General features: G+C 42.9%; 19 protein-coding genes and 1 pseudogene. 12 read left to right on the top strand and 8 right to left on the bottom strand.

Annotated features, from left to right (window positions below):
* Positions 1–151: 151 nt before the first annotated feature.
* Entirely contained in the window at positions 152–502 is a 351-nt protein-coding gene (locus tag ICL16_RS24940) for a phage holin family protein (protein WP_190833310.1), read from the top strand.
* Positions 503–514: 12 nt separating this feature from the next.
* On the opposite strand, the gene ICL16_RS24935 is transcribed toward ICL16_RS24940, so the two are convergent.
* Genes ICL16_RS24935 through ICL16_RS24925 form a run of 3 tightly spaced genes read right to left on the bottom strand, consistent with a single transcriptional unit; the run spans position 515 to position 4765 of the window.
* Complete coding sequence (locus ICL16_RS24935; RefSeq protein WP_190833308.1) at positions 515–2254, bottom strand: glycosyltransferase family 39 protein; 1740 nt, start codon at positions 2252–2254, stop codon at positions 515–517.
* A 24-nt stretch (positions 2255–2278) separates the two neighbouring features.
* The gene (locus ICL16_RS24930; RefSeq protein ID WP_190833305.1) at positions 2279–3709 is read right to left on the bottom strand and encodes a carotenoid oxygenase family protein; all 1431 of its coding nucleotides are present in this window, start codon (positions 3707–3709) and stop codon (positions 2279–2281) included.
* A gap of 12 nt (positions 3710–3721) precedes the next feature.
* Positions 3722–4765 carry a zinc-dependent alcohol dehydrogenase family protein gene (locus tag ICL16_RS24925; RefSeq protein WP_190833303.1) on the bottom strand — a complete coding sequence of 348 codons (1044 nt, stop codon included), beginning with the start codon at positions 4763–4765 and terminating at the stop codon, positions 3722–3724.
* A gap of 104 nt (positions 4766–4869) precedes the next feature.
* Between ICL16_RS24925 and ICL16_RS24920 the strand changes: the two genes are divergently transcribed.
* Positions 4870–5754 carry a LysR substrate-binding domain-containing protein gene (locus ICL16_RS24920; RefSeq protein ID WP_190833301.1) on the top strand — a complete coding sequence of 295 codons (885 nt, stop codon included), beginning with the start codon at positions 4870–4872 and terminating at the stop codon, positions 5752–5754.
* A 130-nt stretch (positions 5755–5884) separates the two neighbouring features.
* On the top strand, positions 5885–6109 hold the full coding sequence (locus ICL16_RS24915; protein ID WP_190833299.1) for a hypothetical protein: 225 nt from the start codon (positions 5885–5887) through the stop codon (positions 6107–6109).
* Positions 6110–6145: 36 nt separating this feature from the next.
* Here ICL16_RS24915 and ICL16_RS24910 read toward each other — a convergent pair whose 3' ends face one another.
* Complete coding sequence (locus ICL16_RS24910) at positions 6146–7495, bottom strand: aromatic ring-hydroxylating oxygenase subunit alpha (protein WP_190833297.1); 1350 nt, start codon at positions 7493–7495, stop codon at positions 6146–6148.
* A gap of 210 nt (positions 7496–7705) precedes the next feature.
* Here ICL16_RS24910 and ICL16_RS24905 point away from each other — a divergent pair, with 210 nt between their 5' ends.
* Positions 7706–8692, top strand: a complete 987-nt coding sequence (locus ICL16_RS24905) for a methyltransferase domain-containing protein (RefSeq protein ID WP_190833295.1) — start codon at positions 7706–7708, stop codon at positions 8690–8692.
* A 382-nt stretch (positions 8693–9074) separates the two neighbouring features.
* Positions 9075–9280: pseudogene (locus ICL16_RS24900) on the top strand (TOBE domain-containing protein).
* Here ICL16_RS24900 and ICL16_RS24895 read toward each other — a convergent pair.
* Positions 9266–9643, bottom strand: coding sequence for a substrate-binding domain-containing protein (locus tag ICL16_RS24895; protein WP_190833293.1), 378 nt, complete (start codon positions 9641–9643; stop codon positions 9266–9268). The pseudogene ICL16_RS24900 and the gene ICL16_RS24895 sit on opposite strands and share 15 nt — an antisense overlap.
* Before the next feature lie 168 nt (positions 9644–9811).
* Here ICL16_RS24895 and ICL16_RS24890 point away from each other — a divergent pair, with 168 nt between their 5' ends.
* Positions 9812–10021 (top strand): TOBE domain-containing protein, encoded by a 210-nt coding sequence (locus ICL16_RS24890; RefSeq protein WP_190833291.1) that lies wholly within the window; start codon positions 9812–9814, stop codon positions 10019–10021.
* A 132-nt stretch (positions 10022–10153) separates the two neighbouring features.
* On the opposite strand, the gene ICL16_RS24885 is transcribed toward ICL16_RS24890, so the two are convergent.
* The 3 genes from ICL16_RS24885 to ICL16_RS24875 form a co-directional block, all read right to left on the bottom strand.
* Entirely contained in the window at positions 10154–10510 is a 357-nt protein-coding gene (locus tag ICL16_RS24885; protein ID WP_190833289.1) for a hypothetical protein, read from the bottom strand.
* Between the two features lie 26 nt (positions 10511–10536).
* On the bottom strand, positions 10537–11478 hold the full coding sequence (locus ICL16_RS24880) for a type I restriction endonuclease (protein WP_190833287.1): 942 nt from the start codon (positions 11476–11478) through the stop codon (positions 10537–10539).
* A gap of 281 nt (positions 11479–11759) precedes the next feature.
* On the bottom strand, positions 11760–12107 hold the full coding sequence (locus tag ICL16_RS24875; RefSeq protein ID WP_190833285.1) for a hypothetical protein: 348 nt from the start codon (positions 12105–12107) through the stop codon (positions 11760–11762).
* A 399-nt stretch (positions 12108–12506) separates the two neighbouring features.
* Between ICL16_RS24875 and ICL16_RS24865 the strand changes: the two genes are divergently transcribed.
* The 6 genes from ICL16_RS24865 to ICL16_RS24840 all read left to right on the top strand — a co-directional run bounded on the left by ICL16_RS24865 (position 12507) and on the right by ICL16_RS24840 (position 15673).
* Complete coding sequence (locus tag ICL16_RS24865; protein WP_190833283.1) at positions 12507–12791, top strand: DUF7219 family protein; 285 nt, start codon at positions 12507–12509, stop codon at positions 12789–12791.
* A 139-nt stretch (positions 12792–12930) separates the two neighbouring features.
* Entirely contained in the window at positions 12931–13482 is a 552-nt protein-coding gene (locus tag ICL16_RS24860; protein WP_190833281.1) for an ABC transporter substrate-binding protein, read from the top strand.
* Positions 13445–13678, top strand: coding sequence for a hypothetical protein (locus ICL16_RS24855; RefSeq protein ID WP_190833278.1), 234 nt, complete (start codon positions 13445–13447; stop codon positions 13676–13678). Before ICL16_RS24860 ends, ICL16_RS24855 begins: the two co-directional genes overlap by 38 nt.
* On the top strand, positions 13635–14192 hold the full coding sequence (locus ICL16_RS24850) for a hypothetical protein (protein WP_190833276.1): 558 nt from the start codon (positions 13635–13637) through the stop codon (positions 14190–14192). The genes ICL16_RS24855 and ICL16_RS24850 overlap by 44 nt, the downstream gene beginning before the upstream one ends.
* 186 nt (positions 14193–14378) lie before the next feature.
* Entirely contained in the window at positions 14379–15314 is a 936-nt protein-coding gene (modA, locus tag ICL16_RS24845) for a molybdate ABC transporter substrate-binding protein (RefSeq protein WP_190833274.1), read from the top strand.
* 20 nt (positions 15315–15334) lie between these two features.
* Positions 15335–15673, top strand: coding sequence for a hypothetical protein (locus ICL16_RS24840; protein WP_190833271.1), 339 nt, complete (start codon positions 15335–15337; stop codon positions 15671–15673).
* The last annotated feature ends 51 nt before the right edge of the window (positions 15674–15724 follow it).

The raw sequence follows: 15724 nt of genomic DNA, 5'->3' as shown, positions 1-15724 counted from the left end.
TCTATCTAAAAGCTGATTTATTGTAGCGCCAAAAGTATTATAAATCATTTAAAAGCTAACCAGAGTTATGGGAAATTTAGGTTAGCTTTATTTGTTGTTTATGATACCACAAACCTGCTGGCTGGAAATACTTTAGGCAGGAGATTTTACTATGCTTGATCTGCTTATTACCTGGTTGGTAACCGCTATGAGTTTTTTGATTATTTCTAAATTACCAATCGGAGTAGAAATAGATAAGTTTGAGAAAGTATTCATTTGTGCAACAGTCTTTGGAGTTTTAAATGCTCTTCTCAAACCGATTCTAACTCTGTTAACCTTGCCTTTCATTGTATCTACTTGGGGGTTATTCTTCTTTATTTTGAATACAATTATCTTCTGTCTAGCCGCTTATTTGGTAGAAGGATTTCGCCTCAAAACCGGTATTTGGAGCGCTTTTCTCGGTTCAATTTGTTTATCATTAGTGAACTCTGTTCTCTTGAAGCTGTTAGCATCAATTGCCTAAACAATTTGCTGACTAAAAACAATGATAAAGTTGATATCGATAACCATCGATAGAATGTGCTTGATCACTGGTAGCACAACTTTGTTGAACAAGGAGCGTGTTAAGCGGTTGCTCAGGTACTTGTTGAAAATTAACTAGCCATAAATCGAGAGGATGAGGTAACTGAGTTAATGACTGGTTGAGAGTGGTGAGTGCCGACAGTGGATTTTGAGTTTGATGGGCTAACAAAAACAGAGGATTTAAGGGTTTTCCCTCACACTTATTTTGCTGTAATTGCAAAGCAATACCCATCAGTCTGCCTGTTTGCCCGTGATGGTAATGGGGTATGGCAATCAACACAGTTCCTTGAGATTCTTGCCGAATTGTTGCAGCTACTACATCCGGGCGATGGGTTTTCTGGTAACCCAAATTTGTCACCACACTCAATCCCCCTAATAAACTTACAAGCCAAATCAGGATTACGGTTTGCCGCCCACTAATGCTAAATAATCTCAGCCAATGTATTTGACTTTGAACAATTTTAGTGGTGTCATTCCAAGCACTGGCTAGTCCGCCTCCTACCAGAACTATGACGGCATGAAAGTAAACAAAGTTATAGCGAAATGCTTTTGTTAAATCAATACTCCCAAAATAGACAATCGCAAAAAACAGAAAAATTGCCGCCCCAACGAAACTGACAAGAACATAGACAGTAAACCGCTCTTCATCACGGTTGTAAAGTTGTTTCAATCCCCGCCAGAGTTTAGGTATTGTCCAGATTGCAAGTACAATCAGTAGTATCCCAGAAACGATCGCCACTAGACGAGATTCAGATTGAATCGGTAGCAGATAGAGCATGGTTATCCAACCTGCGATTGCTTGCAATATAGGATCTAACCAGTCTAATCCCGAGCGCGAGCCTTTATAAATCCAGTGAGTTAGCTCGTTGTTAGAAAGCTTTGGGAGCAAAGGTATCCAAACTAAGCAAGTAACAAACGTACCAGCAGCTACTGCCCAAATCCTTTGCCAATAAACAGCATAAAGGTTAATTCCACGTCGCCATTCTCTCAGCCCCAAACTGCCCATTGATATTGCTTCTGCCGCCAACGTCAGACAGAAAAAGAAATGGGTAGCAACTCCCAACGCATTGGCAACAATCCAAATCACACAGATGGAAAGTGGCAGTGGGATGCGATTATGTATGGTTTGGGCTGCCCTCACCATGCAGTATAGAGAAACAATCGCCCAAAGAATTGCCAAGGTATAGTGACGGGCTTCCTGTGCTAAATAAATTCCAAAGGGAGAAACTGCCATGAATGCAGCTGCAATTTGCCCTACTACGCTTGAGCGAAATGCCATCCGTGCCAAAACAAAGGTTGCCCCAATTGTCATGGTACCGAAAAGGGCTGATAGCGATCGCGCCCACAGCGCTGTCACCAATCCATCTTCAGTGGGAAATAACTTGAACCAGAAATGAGACAAGATAAAATACAGTGGTGGATGATTGCTTTCGTCGAACAAGTGATCTACTACTGCCCTGATATTTGCTTGAGGATTAGGCACAAGAGGGCTGAGCAGTTGTTGTGCTGTCAGCGCCTCATCCAGCGGCACTGACAGAAAGCTGTTACCCAAGCTGAACACAATTGTGGAAAACTCATCTGCCCACAGAGGTTTTTCCATCAAATTGGTAAAGCGTAAACCCAATCCTAATAATGTCCAAATTAAAAGCAGTAAAAGATGAAGCCAATCATTTTTAGAAAACGCTGGAAACATCAAAGTACTATATTTGTGAGTTTTTTAAATTGGTTTCCAAGTACCGTGGAAACTGTGGGGAATGACACTAGGTAATGCTAATTTACACACTGGTAAGTCATCTAGTCTCATAGCATCATAAATCCAGACTTCACTACTATCAGTATTGCCATCATACACTACTGTTATCACCCAACCTTGCTTTACGTTATTGGCATCTGGGACATAGATGGGTTCGGAAGGATAGCGATTTTCTCCACAGTCAGCTATTGTCAGAGTTTCGGTGTTGTGATCGAAACGAGCGATCGCCGTAAAAATCTGTTTGTGCTGATCTTCTGGGCGATGTACATTAAGATAAGTTTGGCGATCGTTTTGTCCTCGATCTGATGGTGGTACTATAGGAAACTCACAATGGCGATCCATAATTTCCTGTATTGTGTGTACTTTCCCAGTATTAGGTTCAAGATGCACTTGCCATAAAGTACTAACAGCAGTGGTATGAGTTTCACCTGTCGCCACTTCTTTTAAATATTGGTTGGTTTGAAAATCCTCATAGCGAACAACATCAACAATTACCAATCCAGAATCATCCACGTACCCATTACCAAAATGCCACTGATACCAAGGTTCAGTTTCACCGCGACTAACTAGAGATAAACTCTCACGTTCAAAAACAAGAACCTGAGTACCAAGGGACGGTTTCCATTCCAAAGAATCACTGTAGCAGCTAAATCCAGTTAACACGGGTATTGGATTTACTCGCACAGGGGGAACGAAAAATACAAGATATTGCCCAGCGAGGACAACATCGTGTACTAAGGGAATACCATCAAGTTCAAATGATGTTTTTTGCCTAATTTTGCCTGTGGAATCACTTTTGTAAATATTCAGCTTGCCATTTAATCCTGGAGAAATACCAAAGTTAAAAATCTCCCCCGTTTTGGGATCAATTTTGGGATGAGCGGAATAAGCTAAGCCATTATCTAACCCACCTAAATCATCTTTGCCCAAAGTATGGAGCGTTTGCAAGTCTAGGGCGTGGGGGTTGTCGCCTTCCCACAGTGCTAGTAATTTATCTGGTAATGCTAGTACTGAAGTATTGGCACAGTTCTTAATTGGTTTTAACCATCGATTCCAAATTGGGTCTGGTGCAGTCATGCCATAATTGCCGTAAAGCAGTTTACCTGATGCTGCTTCTTCTTTGTAACCATCAGTTTGCACGTAGCGATAAACTCCCGTAGCACCCGCGTCGGTGAAGTGTACGGCAAGAATTGCGCCATCTCCATCAAACCAGTGTCCCACATGAATACCACCTCGTTCTAACCTTGCTGGCCCATTGCGATAAAGTGTACCGCGTATGCCTGCGGGAATTTCGCCAGAAAGGATTTGCAGTTGAGTGTGAGGAAATTCTTGGGCTGGTTGAGCTAGAGCACCTGCCCAAGCTTTTTTATTTGACTTTTTCTCAATTGTATGCATATCAGATTTTAACTATGTTGATGATGAGAGTTTAGCTTGCTCAACAGCAATTACCACCTTTCCCAAGTGCAAACCTTTGTCGAGATACTCAAACGCTTCCTTGGTTTGATGGAAAGAAAAGGTTTTGTTGATTATAGGGTGAATGTTATTAGTGGCGATCGCCTGATTCATAAACTCAAAATCACTGGTGCTACCAACTTCCATACCTTTAATAGTAGCTTGTTTAACCTCTAGAGAGAGAGTATTTATGCTAGTGTCGAAGCCATCAAGTAACCCCATAATTGAGATATGCCCAGACATGCGCAAAGCATTAATAGACTTTTGCAGATTCTTACCGCCTACCGTCTCCACAACCAAATCTGCTCCTGCACCACCTGTAAATTCTATGACATTCGCATCCCAATCGGGAGTAGTTTTGTAATTGATAGTTAAGTCTGCACCCAATTGCTGCACTCTTGCCAACTTTTCATCACTACTTGATGTAATAATCACCCTTGCCCCTTGTGCCTTAGCAAATTGGAGTGCAAAAATTGACACTCCACCTGTACCATGTAGCAATACAGTATCACCTGCTTTCAAATTGCCGTAGCGCAAAGCATTCCAAGCAGTTAACCCGGCAATAGGAAGAGTAGAAGCTTCTGCGGTAGAAAGATTGCTCGGGCTTTTGATTAACTGATTAACTTGAAATATTTTATACTCAGAAAGTTGCCCGGGAACACCACCAAGCCCCTGCCGAGTTGCAAAATCAACAGTTTCAGGTGTAGGAAAGCCGCTTACCCAATTAGAAATAAACGTTGTTGCTACTTTGTCACCAGGCGAAAACGTTGTTACACCTTCACCTACGCTTTCAACAATACCCGCTCCATCACATACGGGAATGTAAGGAAGTGACAGATTGGGATTCAGTAGCCCTTTAACAACGAGCAAGTCTACATAGTTTAAAGAAAAAGCTTCCATTTTGACTAATACTTCCCCAGCAAGCGGAGTTGGTTTGGGATATTCTGTCATCTGGAGATTGTTGATACCAAAACCTGCACAAAGTTCAATTACTTTCATTGCTGTGTTCAAACTCTATAGTTTTGAGTATCAGGTAATGTAGGGAATTTTGTCCAAGATCTCTTTTAAGCTAAACTGATACTTAAAAAGTATCAATACTCTTTATGGAACTGCGGCATCTGAAGTATTTTGTGACGGTTGCAGAAGAATTAAACTTTCGACGTGCAGCCGAACGTCTTTATATGGAACAACCGCCTTTAAGTCGGCAGATTCGCTCTTTGGAAGAAGAATTGGGGGTAGAATTATTTGAGCGCAGTAAACGTGGTGTGACTTTAACTGAAGCAGGGCAAGCGTTTTTGGATGAAGCACGACTGACTCTTGCCCAAGCAGAGCGAGCAGTAAAAGCAGCGAAGAAAGCAGTCGTGCAATCAGAAAAATTGGTGATTGGCTTTTCCATCTGCATTTTTAATCGCGTTTTATCGGAAATTATTCAAGCATTCCGTCAAGAATTTTCCGATGTGACAGTAAAATTAATAGAGATGTCTACAGAATCACAAATTAAAGCTTTACTTAATGAAGAAATTGACGTTGCTTTTGTGCATGGACCTGTTAATATAGCAGAACTTATCTCCATAAATCTTTTTAGTGAATTATTAGTGGTTGCTTTACCTCCGAACCACTATTTGGCAGCACAAAAGCAAATAGAGTTGCGATCGCTTGCCTTAGAACCGTTTGTTCTTTGCCCAAAACAAGTAAAGCCTGACTTATACACCCAAATTTTGAATCTTTGTCAACAAGCCGGATTTCAACCCAGGATAGTTCAAGAAGCTAGTCCACCTGAAGTTTTAATTGGGTTAGTAGAATCAGGGATGGGGATTTCCCTGGTTGCAACGAGTGCCGAGAAGAGACACAAAACACAAGTCATCTATCGCCCCCTTGCTGAACCAGTCCCTAGCCTAGAGATTGCCGTAGCTTGGCGAAAGGAAAAAAATTCTCTAGTTTTGAATCAGTTTTTGAATGTAGTGAAACAGTCTCATCAAATCACATAATTGTTCAGCACCTACCATTAGTAACAGTTTTTACCAATCTAGATTTAAGCCTTATGATAGTGTGTACCTCATTAACGACAAGTCTAGGCTGAGAGGATATAAACACCATAGCAATCTTGAGGAATTAACTATGCCTAGCGGTCATGCAAGTCATAAAGGTACTTCTGACAAACCCAACGTAAACACATCAGGTCAAATTAACGTGTCTGCTGCTGACAAATCAGTAGATCCCGAAGATGTTCTATTAGAAGGTGCAACTACCAATACCACAAGAACCCAAGAATTTGTAGACTTTCCTCCCGCCCTCGAACGTCCTGGTGAGACAGAAACTGGGAACGAAAAGGTTGACAGTTGACACTCAACAATCATACCATTTCACAAAAACTCTGAATTATGACCGCAACTGGCGCTCAAGCACTAGGTGGAAGTGGCGGATACGGGACTCTTGGTATCGCGAGAGCGTAACCCCTGGCTTTGCGGACGCCTTCAAGCCCCGCTGGATGCGGTGCAAGTTTGAGGTGTCCTGGTCGAAGATTGGACCAAGTCCGCCTAACTCGGGTGCGTTAGTCCAACTTTCTTCTGGTGTAAGCCAGTGAATTTTAGCTGGTGTTGGGCGCATCCCGGGCGGGTACGGCAGGAGCAGTAGCACGTCCATAATACAGGAATCGGGATCGTTGCCGTTGGGACGGAACCTGTACTGGAGCGGCGCTCCTACACCTGCCCACGGCATGAAGTTGGGGAAGATAAAGTACTCAATGGCGTCGAGCATCTCGGTGTCGGACAGGTTTGAGCAGTCAACTCCCATGCGATCGCTCATACGCTGTCTAGCAGCCGAGGCTGCGTATGTGCGTGCAGTCATAGAGTTCGGCAATTGCACCGTTTCTGGGTCGGTTCCCTCAAACTCTGCCATTGCCTTGACCACCGCTTGCTGATCGACCTGGTTGCCTAAATGTGGACTCGGCACTGCAAACGGTGTGATCATGCGGCTGTGACGTCCGTACACGTCGTATTGGGAATTAGCGTCGCCAGTGAACTTGAGGATCTGCGGGTGAGTTGCAACCGAGTGGTATGCCTCCATGAACGCCTCAAGCGTAACCTTCCAGTTTGCTGGCATCACCTTAGCTACATGTACAGCTTTGGAACGCTCCTCAAGGGGAAAGTGCTTGAAGTGATCGGGTATGTTCTCCAGGTAGGTTTCTAATGGCTCACACTCAAGGTCGAAGTTGATAAACACAAAGCCCTGCCACGTTGCTACCTTTACCTCGGGCAGACGGAAGGCTTCTTTTTCTACGTGTTCAAAGTCCCATTGGCAGGGAATGTATGCGAGTGTGCCGTCAAGCTTCCACGTCCAATTGTGGAACGGGCATCGGAACGCTTTGACGTTGCCCTCGCTGACTAGTAACTGCGTCCCCCGGTGCAGGCAAACATTGTAGAACGCCCGGATCTCGCTAGGTGCGCTGCGCACTATAATCAGTGAGAGGTCGGCGATCTCGTACACCACGTAGTCACCGATAGAGGGTATCTCCTCCTCGCGACAGGCCCACTGCCAAACCTTCTTCCAGAGCTTTTCGACCTCGAGGTCGTGGTACTGCTTCGAGAAAAAGACCTCGCGCTCAATGTCGGCGATGCCAAGATCTGCTACCGACTGCTCAAGCAGCACAGACGGCACCTGCTTAGTATCATTTTGTAGCAGTTCGGAGACAGTCTGCATCTCGTGCTGAGTAAAGTCAACGGTGGTCATAGCATCCTCTTCTCAAGTTCTCATTTCAATCCCCGCAACAGAAATTTAGCTTATTGTAATATTAGTTAAAAAAACATCACCCTTACTACAGAGAGCGTGTTTGATGTCTCTGGCTATCAATCGCACCAACAGCTATCCCTCTGAACAAACTGGAGCTTGTCATCTAGCAATAGAATAAGATTATCAAAGAAATATTAAGGTTAGATCTTAATGAGTTTGTTTTTTTCGGTGCTTGGACTTATCTTTTTCCTACTGACACTAGGTGTTGTATTCTATTTGATCGCGGCTCGCCCTTATCAATCCTCTGATTCTGTAGCCAATTCCTATGACCAATGGACTGAAGACGGTATTTTGGAGTTTTACTGGGGCGAACATATCCACTTAGGTCATTATGGTTCCCCACCGCAACGGAAGGATTTTTTGGCAGCCAAATCTGACTTTGTGCGTGAAATGGTGCGTTGGAGTGGTTTAGATCAATTACCGAAAGGCACTACCGTCTTAGATGTTGGCTGTGGAATTGGGGGAAGCAGCCGCATTTTGGCACGGGATTACGGGTTTGCCGTCACAGGTATTACTATCAGTCCTCAACAAGTCAAACGCGCACAGCAGTTAACTCCCCAGGAACTTGATGTGCAGTTTCAGGTGGATGATGCTATGGCACTTTCCTTCCCAGATGCAAGTTTTGATGTCGTTTGGTCAATTGAAGCGGGACCTCATATGCCAGATAAAGCCATTTTTGCTCATGAGTTAATGAGAGTACTCAAGCCGGGTGGCGTGTTGGTTGTAGCTGACTGGAATCAGAGGGACGATCGCCAACACCCGCTTAACTTTTGGGAGAAAATTGTGATGCGGCAACTCCTAGATCAATGGTCCCATCCCGCCTTTTCTAGTATCGAAGGCTTTGGTGAACTTTTAGAAGCAACGGGATTCGTCGAGGGAAGAGTGGAAACAGCAGACTGGACAGCACAAACACTTCCTTCTTGGCTAGATTCTATCTGGCAGGGAGTGGTTCGACCTGAAGGTTTGGTTCGTTTTGGTCTACCTGGTTTAATTAAATCTCTGCGCGAAGTACCAACCCTTCTACTGATGCGGCTAGCATTTGGCATTGGTCTTTGCCGATTTGGAATGTTTCGCGCTTTACGAGCTAATTCACTGCCAAAATTAACACAAGATAGTTCTAACACTGCTCAAGTTTAATCGATCAAACATTATCACTAAGTAGAGAAAATCCACGGCTCCAAGCGGTAATAAACCAAGGAAATATTTGCGCTCCATTCTTACGTCAATTACTAGTAATTGCCAATAAGAGTTGTTATGTTTTTACACTCATTAATTACTTTAGGTTTTACCATTATTTGTCTATTGTTCGCTGCCAAAAACACACGTAAAATATTGCAGTTAATTGCAATATGAATTGGTTTGTTTTGTTTTATTTTAAGCGTTAATTTCTCATTTGTTCCCGTGGAGATATTGCTTTTGCTCGCATTAAGCATCTAACTTAATGGAGATAACCACAAGATATCTAATTGCTAGTATGAGGAAGTCTTAGATCATCACATAAGTAGGGAGCATTACTAATATGGAAGTCAGCGCTCGTAATAGTTTTAAAGGAACTGTAAAGCAACTTAACCAGGAGCAGTCAATACTGAGGTAATATTAGAAATTGCGCCTGGTGTAGAAATAACTGCAATTATTACCAAGGCGTCTGCTGAACATCTACACCTTACTGAAGGTGGGCAAGCGATCGCTATCATCAAAGCATCAGACGTACTAATTGCGGTGTAAACGTTTCTTTTTAAACAGGAGCCAAGAGCTATGATGTACGACTCTCCTGACTCCCTCTTTAGAGAAATCTCTCTTGCTTAATTTCTTTTGAGCATACATCAACCCGAAAGCAAGTACTACACCAGTAACTCCTTGCCCTTCAGGTACAGATGTAGATTTGTTCAGACTGGGAAACCCATACTTTGATAGAATTTGCTGCCCTTCTGCTGAGAGGATATACTCTGCCAATTTCTCACCGTCAACAGAAGCACCTTTGAGGACAGTCAAGCTAAACGGTGCATCAGTTGCCAAGTTTTCTGGTAATTCCACAATTTGTAGAAAAGTATTTTTTCTGACTTCACTTGTATCCCCGCCTAGTACCACTGTTGCAACTTAGATGAGCCATAAATCCAGAGCAACGAGAGCGATGCTAATTGTAAGTAAGTTAAGAACAAGTTAAGAATATTGACTTTAACAGCTACCATCTTCAACTCGGTAGCCAACATCTGCTAGCATCAGTAAGTTCACACAAAGCTTAGGAAATATCAGAAAATGGAAGTTAGCGCACGTAATGCTTTCAAGGCTAAAGTGAAAAAAGTTGTGGATGGAGCAGTTAACGCTGAGGTGATACTAGAAATTGCTCCAGGAGTAGAGGTGACGGCAATCATTACTAAATCATCGGCAGAAAAGCTGGGACTAGTTGAGGGTAAAGATGCTTACGCCATAATTAAATCTTCGGATGTCATTGTTGCTGTTGACTAAAAATTTCTAGAGAAGCGATCATCATAAAGCTGTCAAGCCTCCATTTAGGTGGAGGCTTTGTAGTTGCGAGGACATCTTCTTTTATCTTGGAATAATCATTATGCCTCAAGGCTATTTTCAGTCATCAGACTACTAGCTATCGTGAACTTCATCTATTCCAAATTCCCAGTATACACCATTGTTATTGGGAGGATAAATACGGATTGTGGCATTGTTGGAGAACCGCTTTAACCTGTCAACAATCTGGGCAAGTGCATCATCAATATGCGAGTAACTTTCTATGTCATAGCAGATAATAATCAGAGTCAAAGGGCTTGTCTTGGCGTTGAAATACCAGTGACAATGGCACAATAAAGCCCGTATAACGGGGCAGCAAGCTTGGAAGAAGAGTCTGCCTGTGGCTTCTGCTAGTTGTCTGTGCAGTAACTCATCAAGTAGCGTTGCCTTGGTTGGGGGAAAATCATCTGGATGAACAGAGGGTTTATTCATAATAAAACTAGTTCTAGCATTGTTGTTTACTGTCGATTGTGCAATGAGTTTTTTGGGTTCTTTATCGTACAAAAAGGGTGACGAAGCAACTTTTTGCTAATGCTGGTTCCGGTATCCTCAAACTTGATGAAGTCCTTGATTAGTTCCAAGAACCGTCGCTTGTCAAAAATGCCTTGAATTAGTACCTCTAGCTCGGTTGTTCCTGAAATTGAAAAATCTTCACCGTCAATTGAGCGCCAAGGCAAAAACTCTTGCCAATTCGAGGTTAATGTACCAACTTTTGCGCGATTTCCACAACAGGCGATCGCCAACGCATTGTAGGAAAATAGAGCCTGTTGCTGTTGAATGTATTTCTGAAGACTTTGATACGCTTCATTGCGCAAAGCTTGGACATGCCTTGGGTGAGTTTGAACAATGACTGCTAAGGGTAAACCGTTAATCAAGACAACCGTAGTAATGGGATGAGCATGACTGGGGGAGGTAACACTAAACGGATGAATCACTAACCAATCGTTGTTCAGCAAATTAGACGAATCAATCAGCCACACTTTGTCATGAACCGTTTGCTCACCGTCATAATAGGTAACATCAACACCTTCAGTCAAAAGTTGGTGAAAATGATAATTACTTTTAGGCAAGTCAGGATGACTTGTGCAACAAGTACAGATAACTGTATCTATTACCTGGTGTGGAATTTGGGGATTAATCCGTTGGAGTGCGCTGCGTAGTCGATGTCTGACAAACAGGCTCCACTCATCTTCTTTGCGCAAAACCACATCGTCATAACTACACTCTATTTTGTGTCTTGATGCTATATCTGATTCCAACAATACGGTATAGCCAATTACCTCAAACCAAGTGAGAAAATCTGGTACTGCAATCGAGGGTGATGAGTTAAAACGACGGCGGAGCTTTGTAGGAAAGCTAGTCGCATTAACAGTTGCTATTCTTAGTAGCGCACGATTCATCGGAATAGAAGATGTTTTGAGTCAATGCAGAAGTCCGCCTAGCTGGTATTGGTTGGTATTTTTTTTAGGCGTAGACAGCTTGCTTAGTAATCATGTAACCTTAAATTTATCACTAAAATTGTATCAATAGCTGCAGTTTACCAGTTTAGTTGGTAAAAATATATGAAATTTCCAAATAAGTTGGTAAGTATAAAAAATCAGATCCCTCCGTGTCCCCCTTAAAAAGGGGGGTTGGGGGGATCGTGTGTAGTAAACATTTGGTGAAACTGTACTACCACTAGCTAAACTTCATCTACCGGAATTTGCCATAGAATCCCTGTATTAAAGGGGTGAGATATGTGAATTCTGGTATTGTTGGAAAACAACATCAATTTTTTGATGATTTGAGGAATAGCATTGTCAATATGCCAGTAACTTTCCATGTCATAGCAGATCATAATCAGCGTTAGGGCGCTGGAGTTAGTAGTAAAATACCAATGACAATGGGACAACACAACACGAGTAATCGGACCACAAGCTTGGTAAAAGCGCTTAGCGATCGCCTCTTCTAATTGTCTGAGCAATAACTCATCAAGCTGCGTTGCTTTGACGGGAGGTAAATCTTCTGGAGGAAGGGTAGGTTTACTCATAAAAGCCCTTTCCAATCTTGAGGGTGCATACACCTAACTTCGCACCTTTTGCTGAAAACAGGTCAAACTCTCAAGATTTTTTTTAAGATTTCATGAAGATAGATTGAGAAGCTCTACACAGTTGCAACCGAACCACCATCCACTCGCCAGCTAGCACCTAGTACAAAGCTCGATCTTCCTCGAACATAAAAACGCAATTCCCACAGCCACCTCTTCTGGTTGCCCGCGTCGCTTCAGAGTACGGCACCGAAAGCTTACTATTTAACCTACTATTTTGGTATTTATTCCTTTGGGAGGATGTTACGTAATTAGTCGTCAATTATGGTGTTATGAAAAACACATAGGTTAAAATTAGATTAAATATAATTTAAGAAAAACTATAAACAGGGGAATTGATTGATGGAACAGCCTGACCCGATGGACAAAGAAAACTTTCTCTACCCTCGTAGTCGCTACTACGGTCAATTTAAGCCAGAAACCCTAGTATTTAATGCCAATCTGCAACAATTTGCCCAGAAAGTCGGATATATTACTAGTCTAGAAACTTCGGGAAAAATCTCGGCAATAGAAGCCTACAATCAAATTAAAGCGCTCTGGAAACAGTTGAAACGCAGCAAAAAAGAACTGGGAATTAGCGACGAGCAGCCGCAGAGCGATTCGGAGCCACCACCAGACGCACTTTAAAGTCAGGCAAAATCATCTAACTGTGGTAACAACTCTTTTACTCATCTGCATGAAAAAATTGACCATATTCTACCTACATAGTTGGTGATAAAATATCTAAAACTAGATAGCGTAGGCTGAGGGTGCAGGATACAAGAAAATGCGTTACCTCATAGGCATAGATGATACCGACAATCTTACCAGTGGTGGGACAGGAAAGCTAGCACGGCAACTCAGCAAAGAAATTGCCGAACAGAATTTAGCACAAACCATTGGCATTACCCGCCACCAACTGCATCTGAGTCCAGAAATTCCCTATACTTCCCACAACAGTTCCGCCTGTATTATGGTGGATACATCACAAGAGTTGGTGGCCCTGACTGACTACTGCCGAGAATATCTGCTCCTCCACAGCGAAGAGGAATCGGATGTGGGACTGTGTGTAGCCGCGTGGGAGCAGGTAAGTCCCACAGTACAGGCTTTTGGTCAGCAGGCAAAAGAAATAGTACTCACCCAAGAACAAGCTGTTAGAGTAGCAACTGTTTCTGGTATATTCCTATTCGGTTTAACTGGCACAAAACAAGGTATTATAGGCGCACTTGCTGCCGTTGGCTTACGGAAAAATGGCAACGATGGACGGTTTATTTGGGTACCTGGTTTGTACGACCTTTCCGGTGTACATACAAAAGAGCGAACTTTACCAAATAGCTAGCATCGATCGCATTCAGGATTTGGCAGGAGAACTTGTTAGCGTCAGCACCAGAATAAACACTAGTCCTTGGCCTCGTCCGGTGCTGATTGATGGACAAGCCGTGATGCTGGTAGTCAAAGCGGTTGGTAATAAACTTGAAATCACAGAAGACTATGAATACGAAATGGCTCCCAAAAACATTATCCGTCGATATTAAGCGCCTGCGTCAAGTTAAATGGCACTCAATAGGTGTGTTGATCGCTCTTGGGTTGATGATTGCCCTTGTACAAGCTAACCTGCGTCTGCCATTGCGATTACCTGGTTGGCGCGGACTTTACTGGTTGACACCACTGGTAGCCACACGGCTGTTGACATCCCGTTTTGGCGCTGCTTCGACGGTAAGTTTGAGCGCTGCTGGGTTCTCACTATTATTTGCTGTGAAAAATGATCCCTTTGACTGGTTTTTTTATTTAGTCGTGGGTGAATTCTTGGATATAGCCTACCACTTGGGAAAAAAATGGCGACGACAAATTTGGTTCTGGGCGATAGTAGCTGGATTAGTTCATCTGCTGCGACCCTTAACTCGTATGATTGTTAGTGCCAGTGGGGTTTGGTCGTATGGTTTTTTGTCTAATGGATATATTTATCCACTGGTGACTCATCTATTATTTGGTCTTGTTGCTGGTTTGGTAGGTTCCGGTGTAGTGTTGGGGTTAAAACGCATTCGTTAGGGTTTGATAACATAGTCAATTTGACTTTTGCCAATATTGTTGGTATGATAGCTTCGCTCAGAAAAATTACGTACATATAAATGTTTATAGTTAAACATTAATAAACGTATCTGTAGGCGTGAAAAACAAGCTCAGAGACGTTCCGGCGGAACGTCTCTACAAAGATTGTAAACAATGCTAAAAATCATGAAAAAATATTTATTTGCTGTATCATTAATTACTGGTATTGTTAGTGCCACGCTGGCTAGTAAGGTTCAGGCTGTTACCTTATACAATGCAGGCAGTTTGAGGAATGCGCTTGGGGAAATCTCTAACAACTTTACTCAAACATATGGCATTGGGGTTACACAAGTGTCTGGTCCTTCTGGTTCACTGCGCGCGCGCATCGAGCAAGAATTTTCATCGCTGGGAGCATCCGCAGACGTTTTTGCTAGTGCGGATATCGGAAACCCGCAGAAACTGTTTGAATCCGGTTTGGGTAGTCCGGTGGTGAACTTTATTGATAACCGACTGGTAGCCCTTGTCAAACCAGGCTTATCAGTAACATCAGACAACTTGTTGGACTTGTTTTTAGACCCCAATATTAGGTTAGCAACCTCAACACCGATCCTAGACCCTTCTGGGGACTACGCCCAAGAGATATTTCAAAAAGCTGATAGTATCAAACCAGGTAGCTTTCAAATTTTAGATAGTAAAGCTTTACGTCTGGTAGGTGGCGCTCCTACAAGCGTTACACCTCCTGCTGGTGTGGATAACTTCAAGTATATTCTCGTTGATGAACGCTCGGCGGATGTAGGTTTAGTTTATTACACAAGTGCTTTAGCATCAGTAGCAGCTGCATCTGATCTGCAAATCGTGGAATTGCCAAATAACTTGGCAACTGAGGCAAAGTATGGCTTGAGCGTTCTTAAAGGTGCTTCTGTTGACAGTGAGAAATTAGCACAATATATCCTCTCGCCAGAGGGGCAACAAGTTCTATTAAAGTATGGGTTTACAAGTCCACAGTATACATCTGTACCTGAAGGGCAAGGAGTTGTTGGTATGGTGTTTGCTTTGGGTGTCGCTTTTGCTTTGCAGAAGAAATTGGCTCAAAAGCAGCAAGTCAAGGTTGGCGATGTTTAACCCTAAGATGAGTAGTAGCCTTGAAAAAATCTCAGTTACTTAGTTTGCTGACCCTAACCAGTGGTGTATTAGTTGTATTTGTAGAATCAGCCCAAGCTCAGGTTGAGGTGCAAAGCAAAACTGCATCTGACATTCCCTATGTTAGTGAAATTAAACCGATCGCCAATGCCGCTGCTTTACTTACCCTTGAACCCACAATAGTAAAAGTTACAGGAGTCAGAGTTAACCTAACTGATACTGGTGTTGAGGTTGTTCTAGAAACACCTGCAGGAACGTTATCATCACCAAAAACGCAAGTACAAAATAATACATTAATTGTCAACATCTCTAATGCTGTCTTGGTATTGTCGAATGGTTAAGACTTTCAAGCCAATGAACCAGCTAAGGGGATTACAGCAATTAGTGTAATT

The organism is Iningainema tapete BLCC-T55 (assembly GCF_014698965.1).
In the GTDB taxonomy this organism is placed as follows: Bacteria; Cyanobacteriota; Cyanobacteriia; order Cyanobacteriales; family Nostocaceae; genus Iningainema; species Iningainema tapete.
The sequence above is the reverse complement of the archived record's forward strand: the minus strand, read 5'-3'. Positions and strand labels throughout refer to the sequence as shown.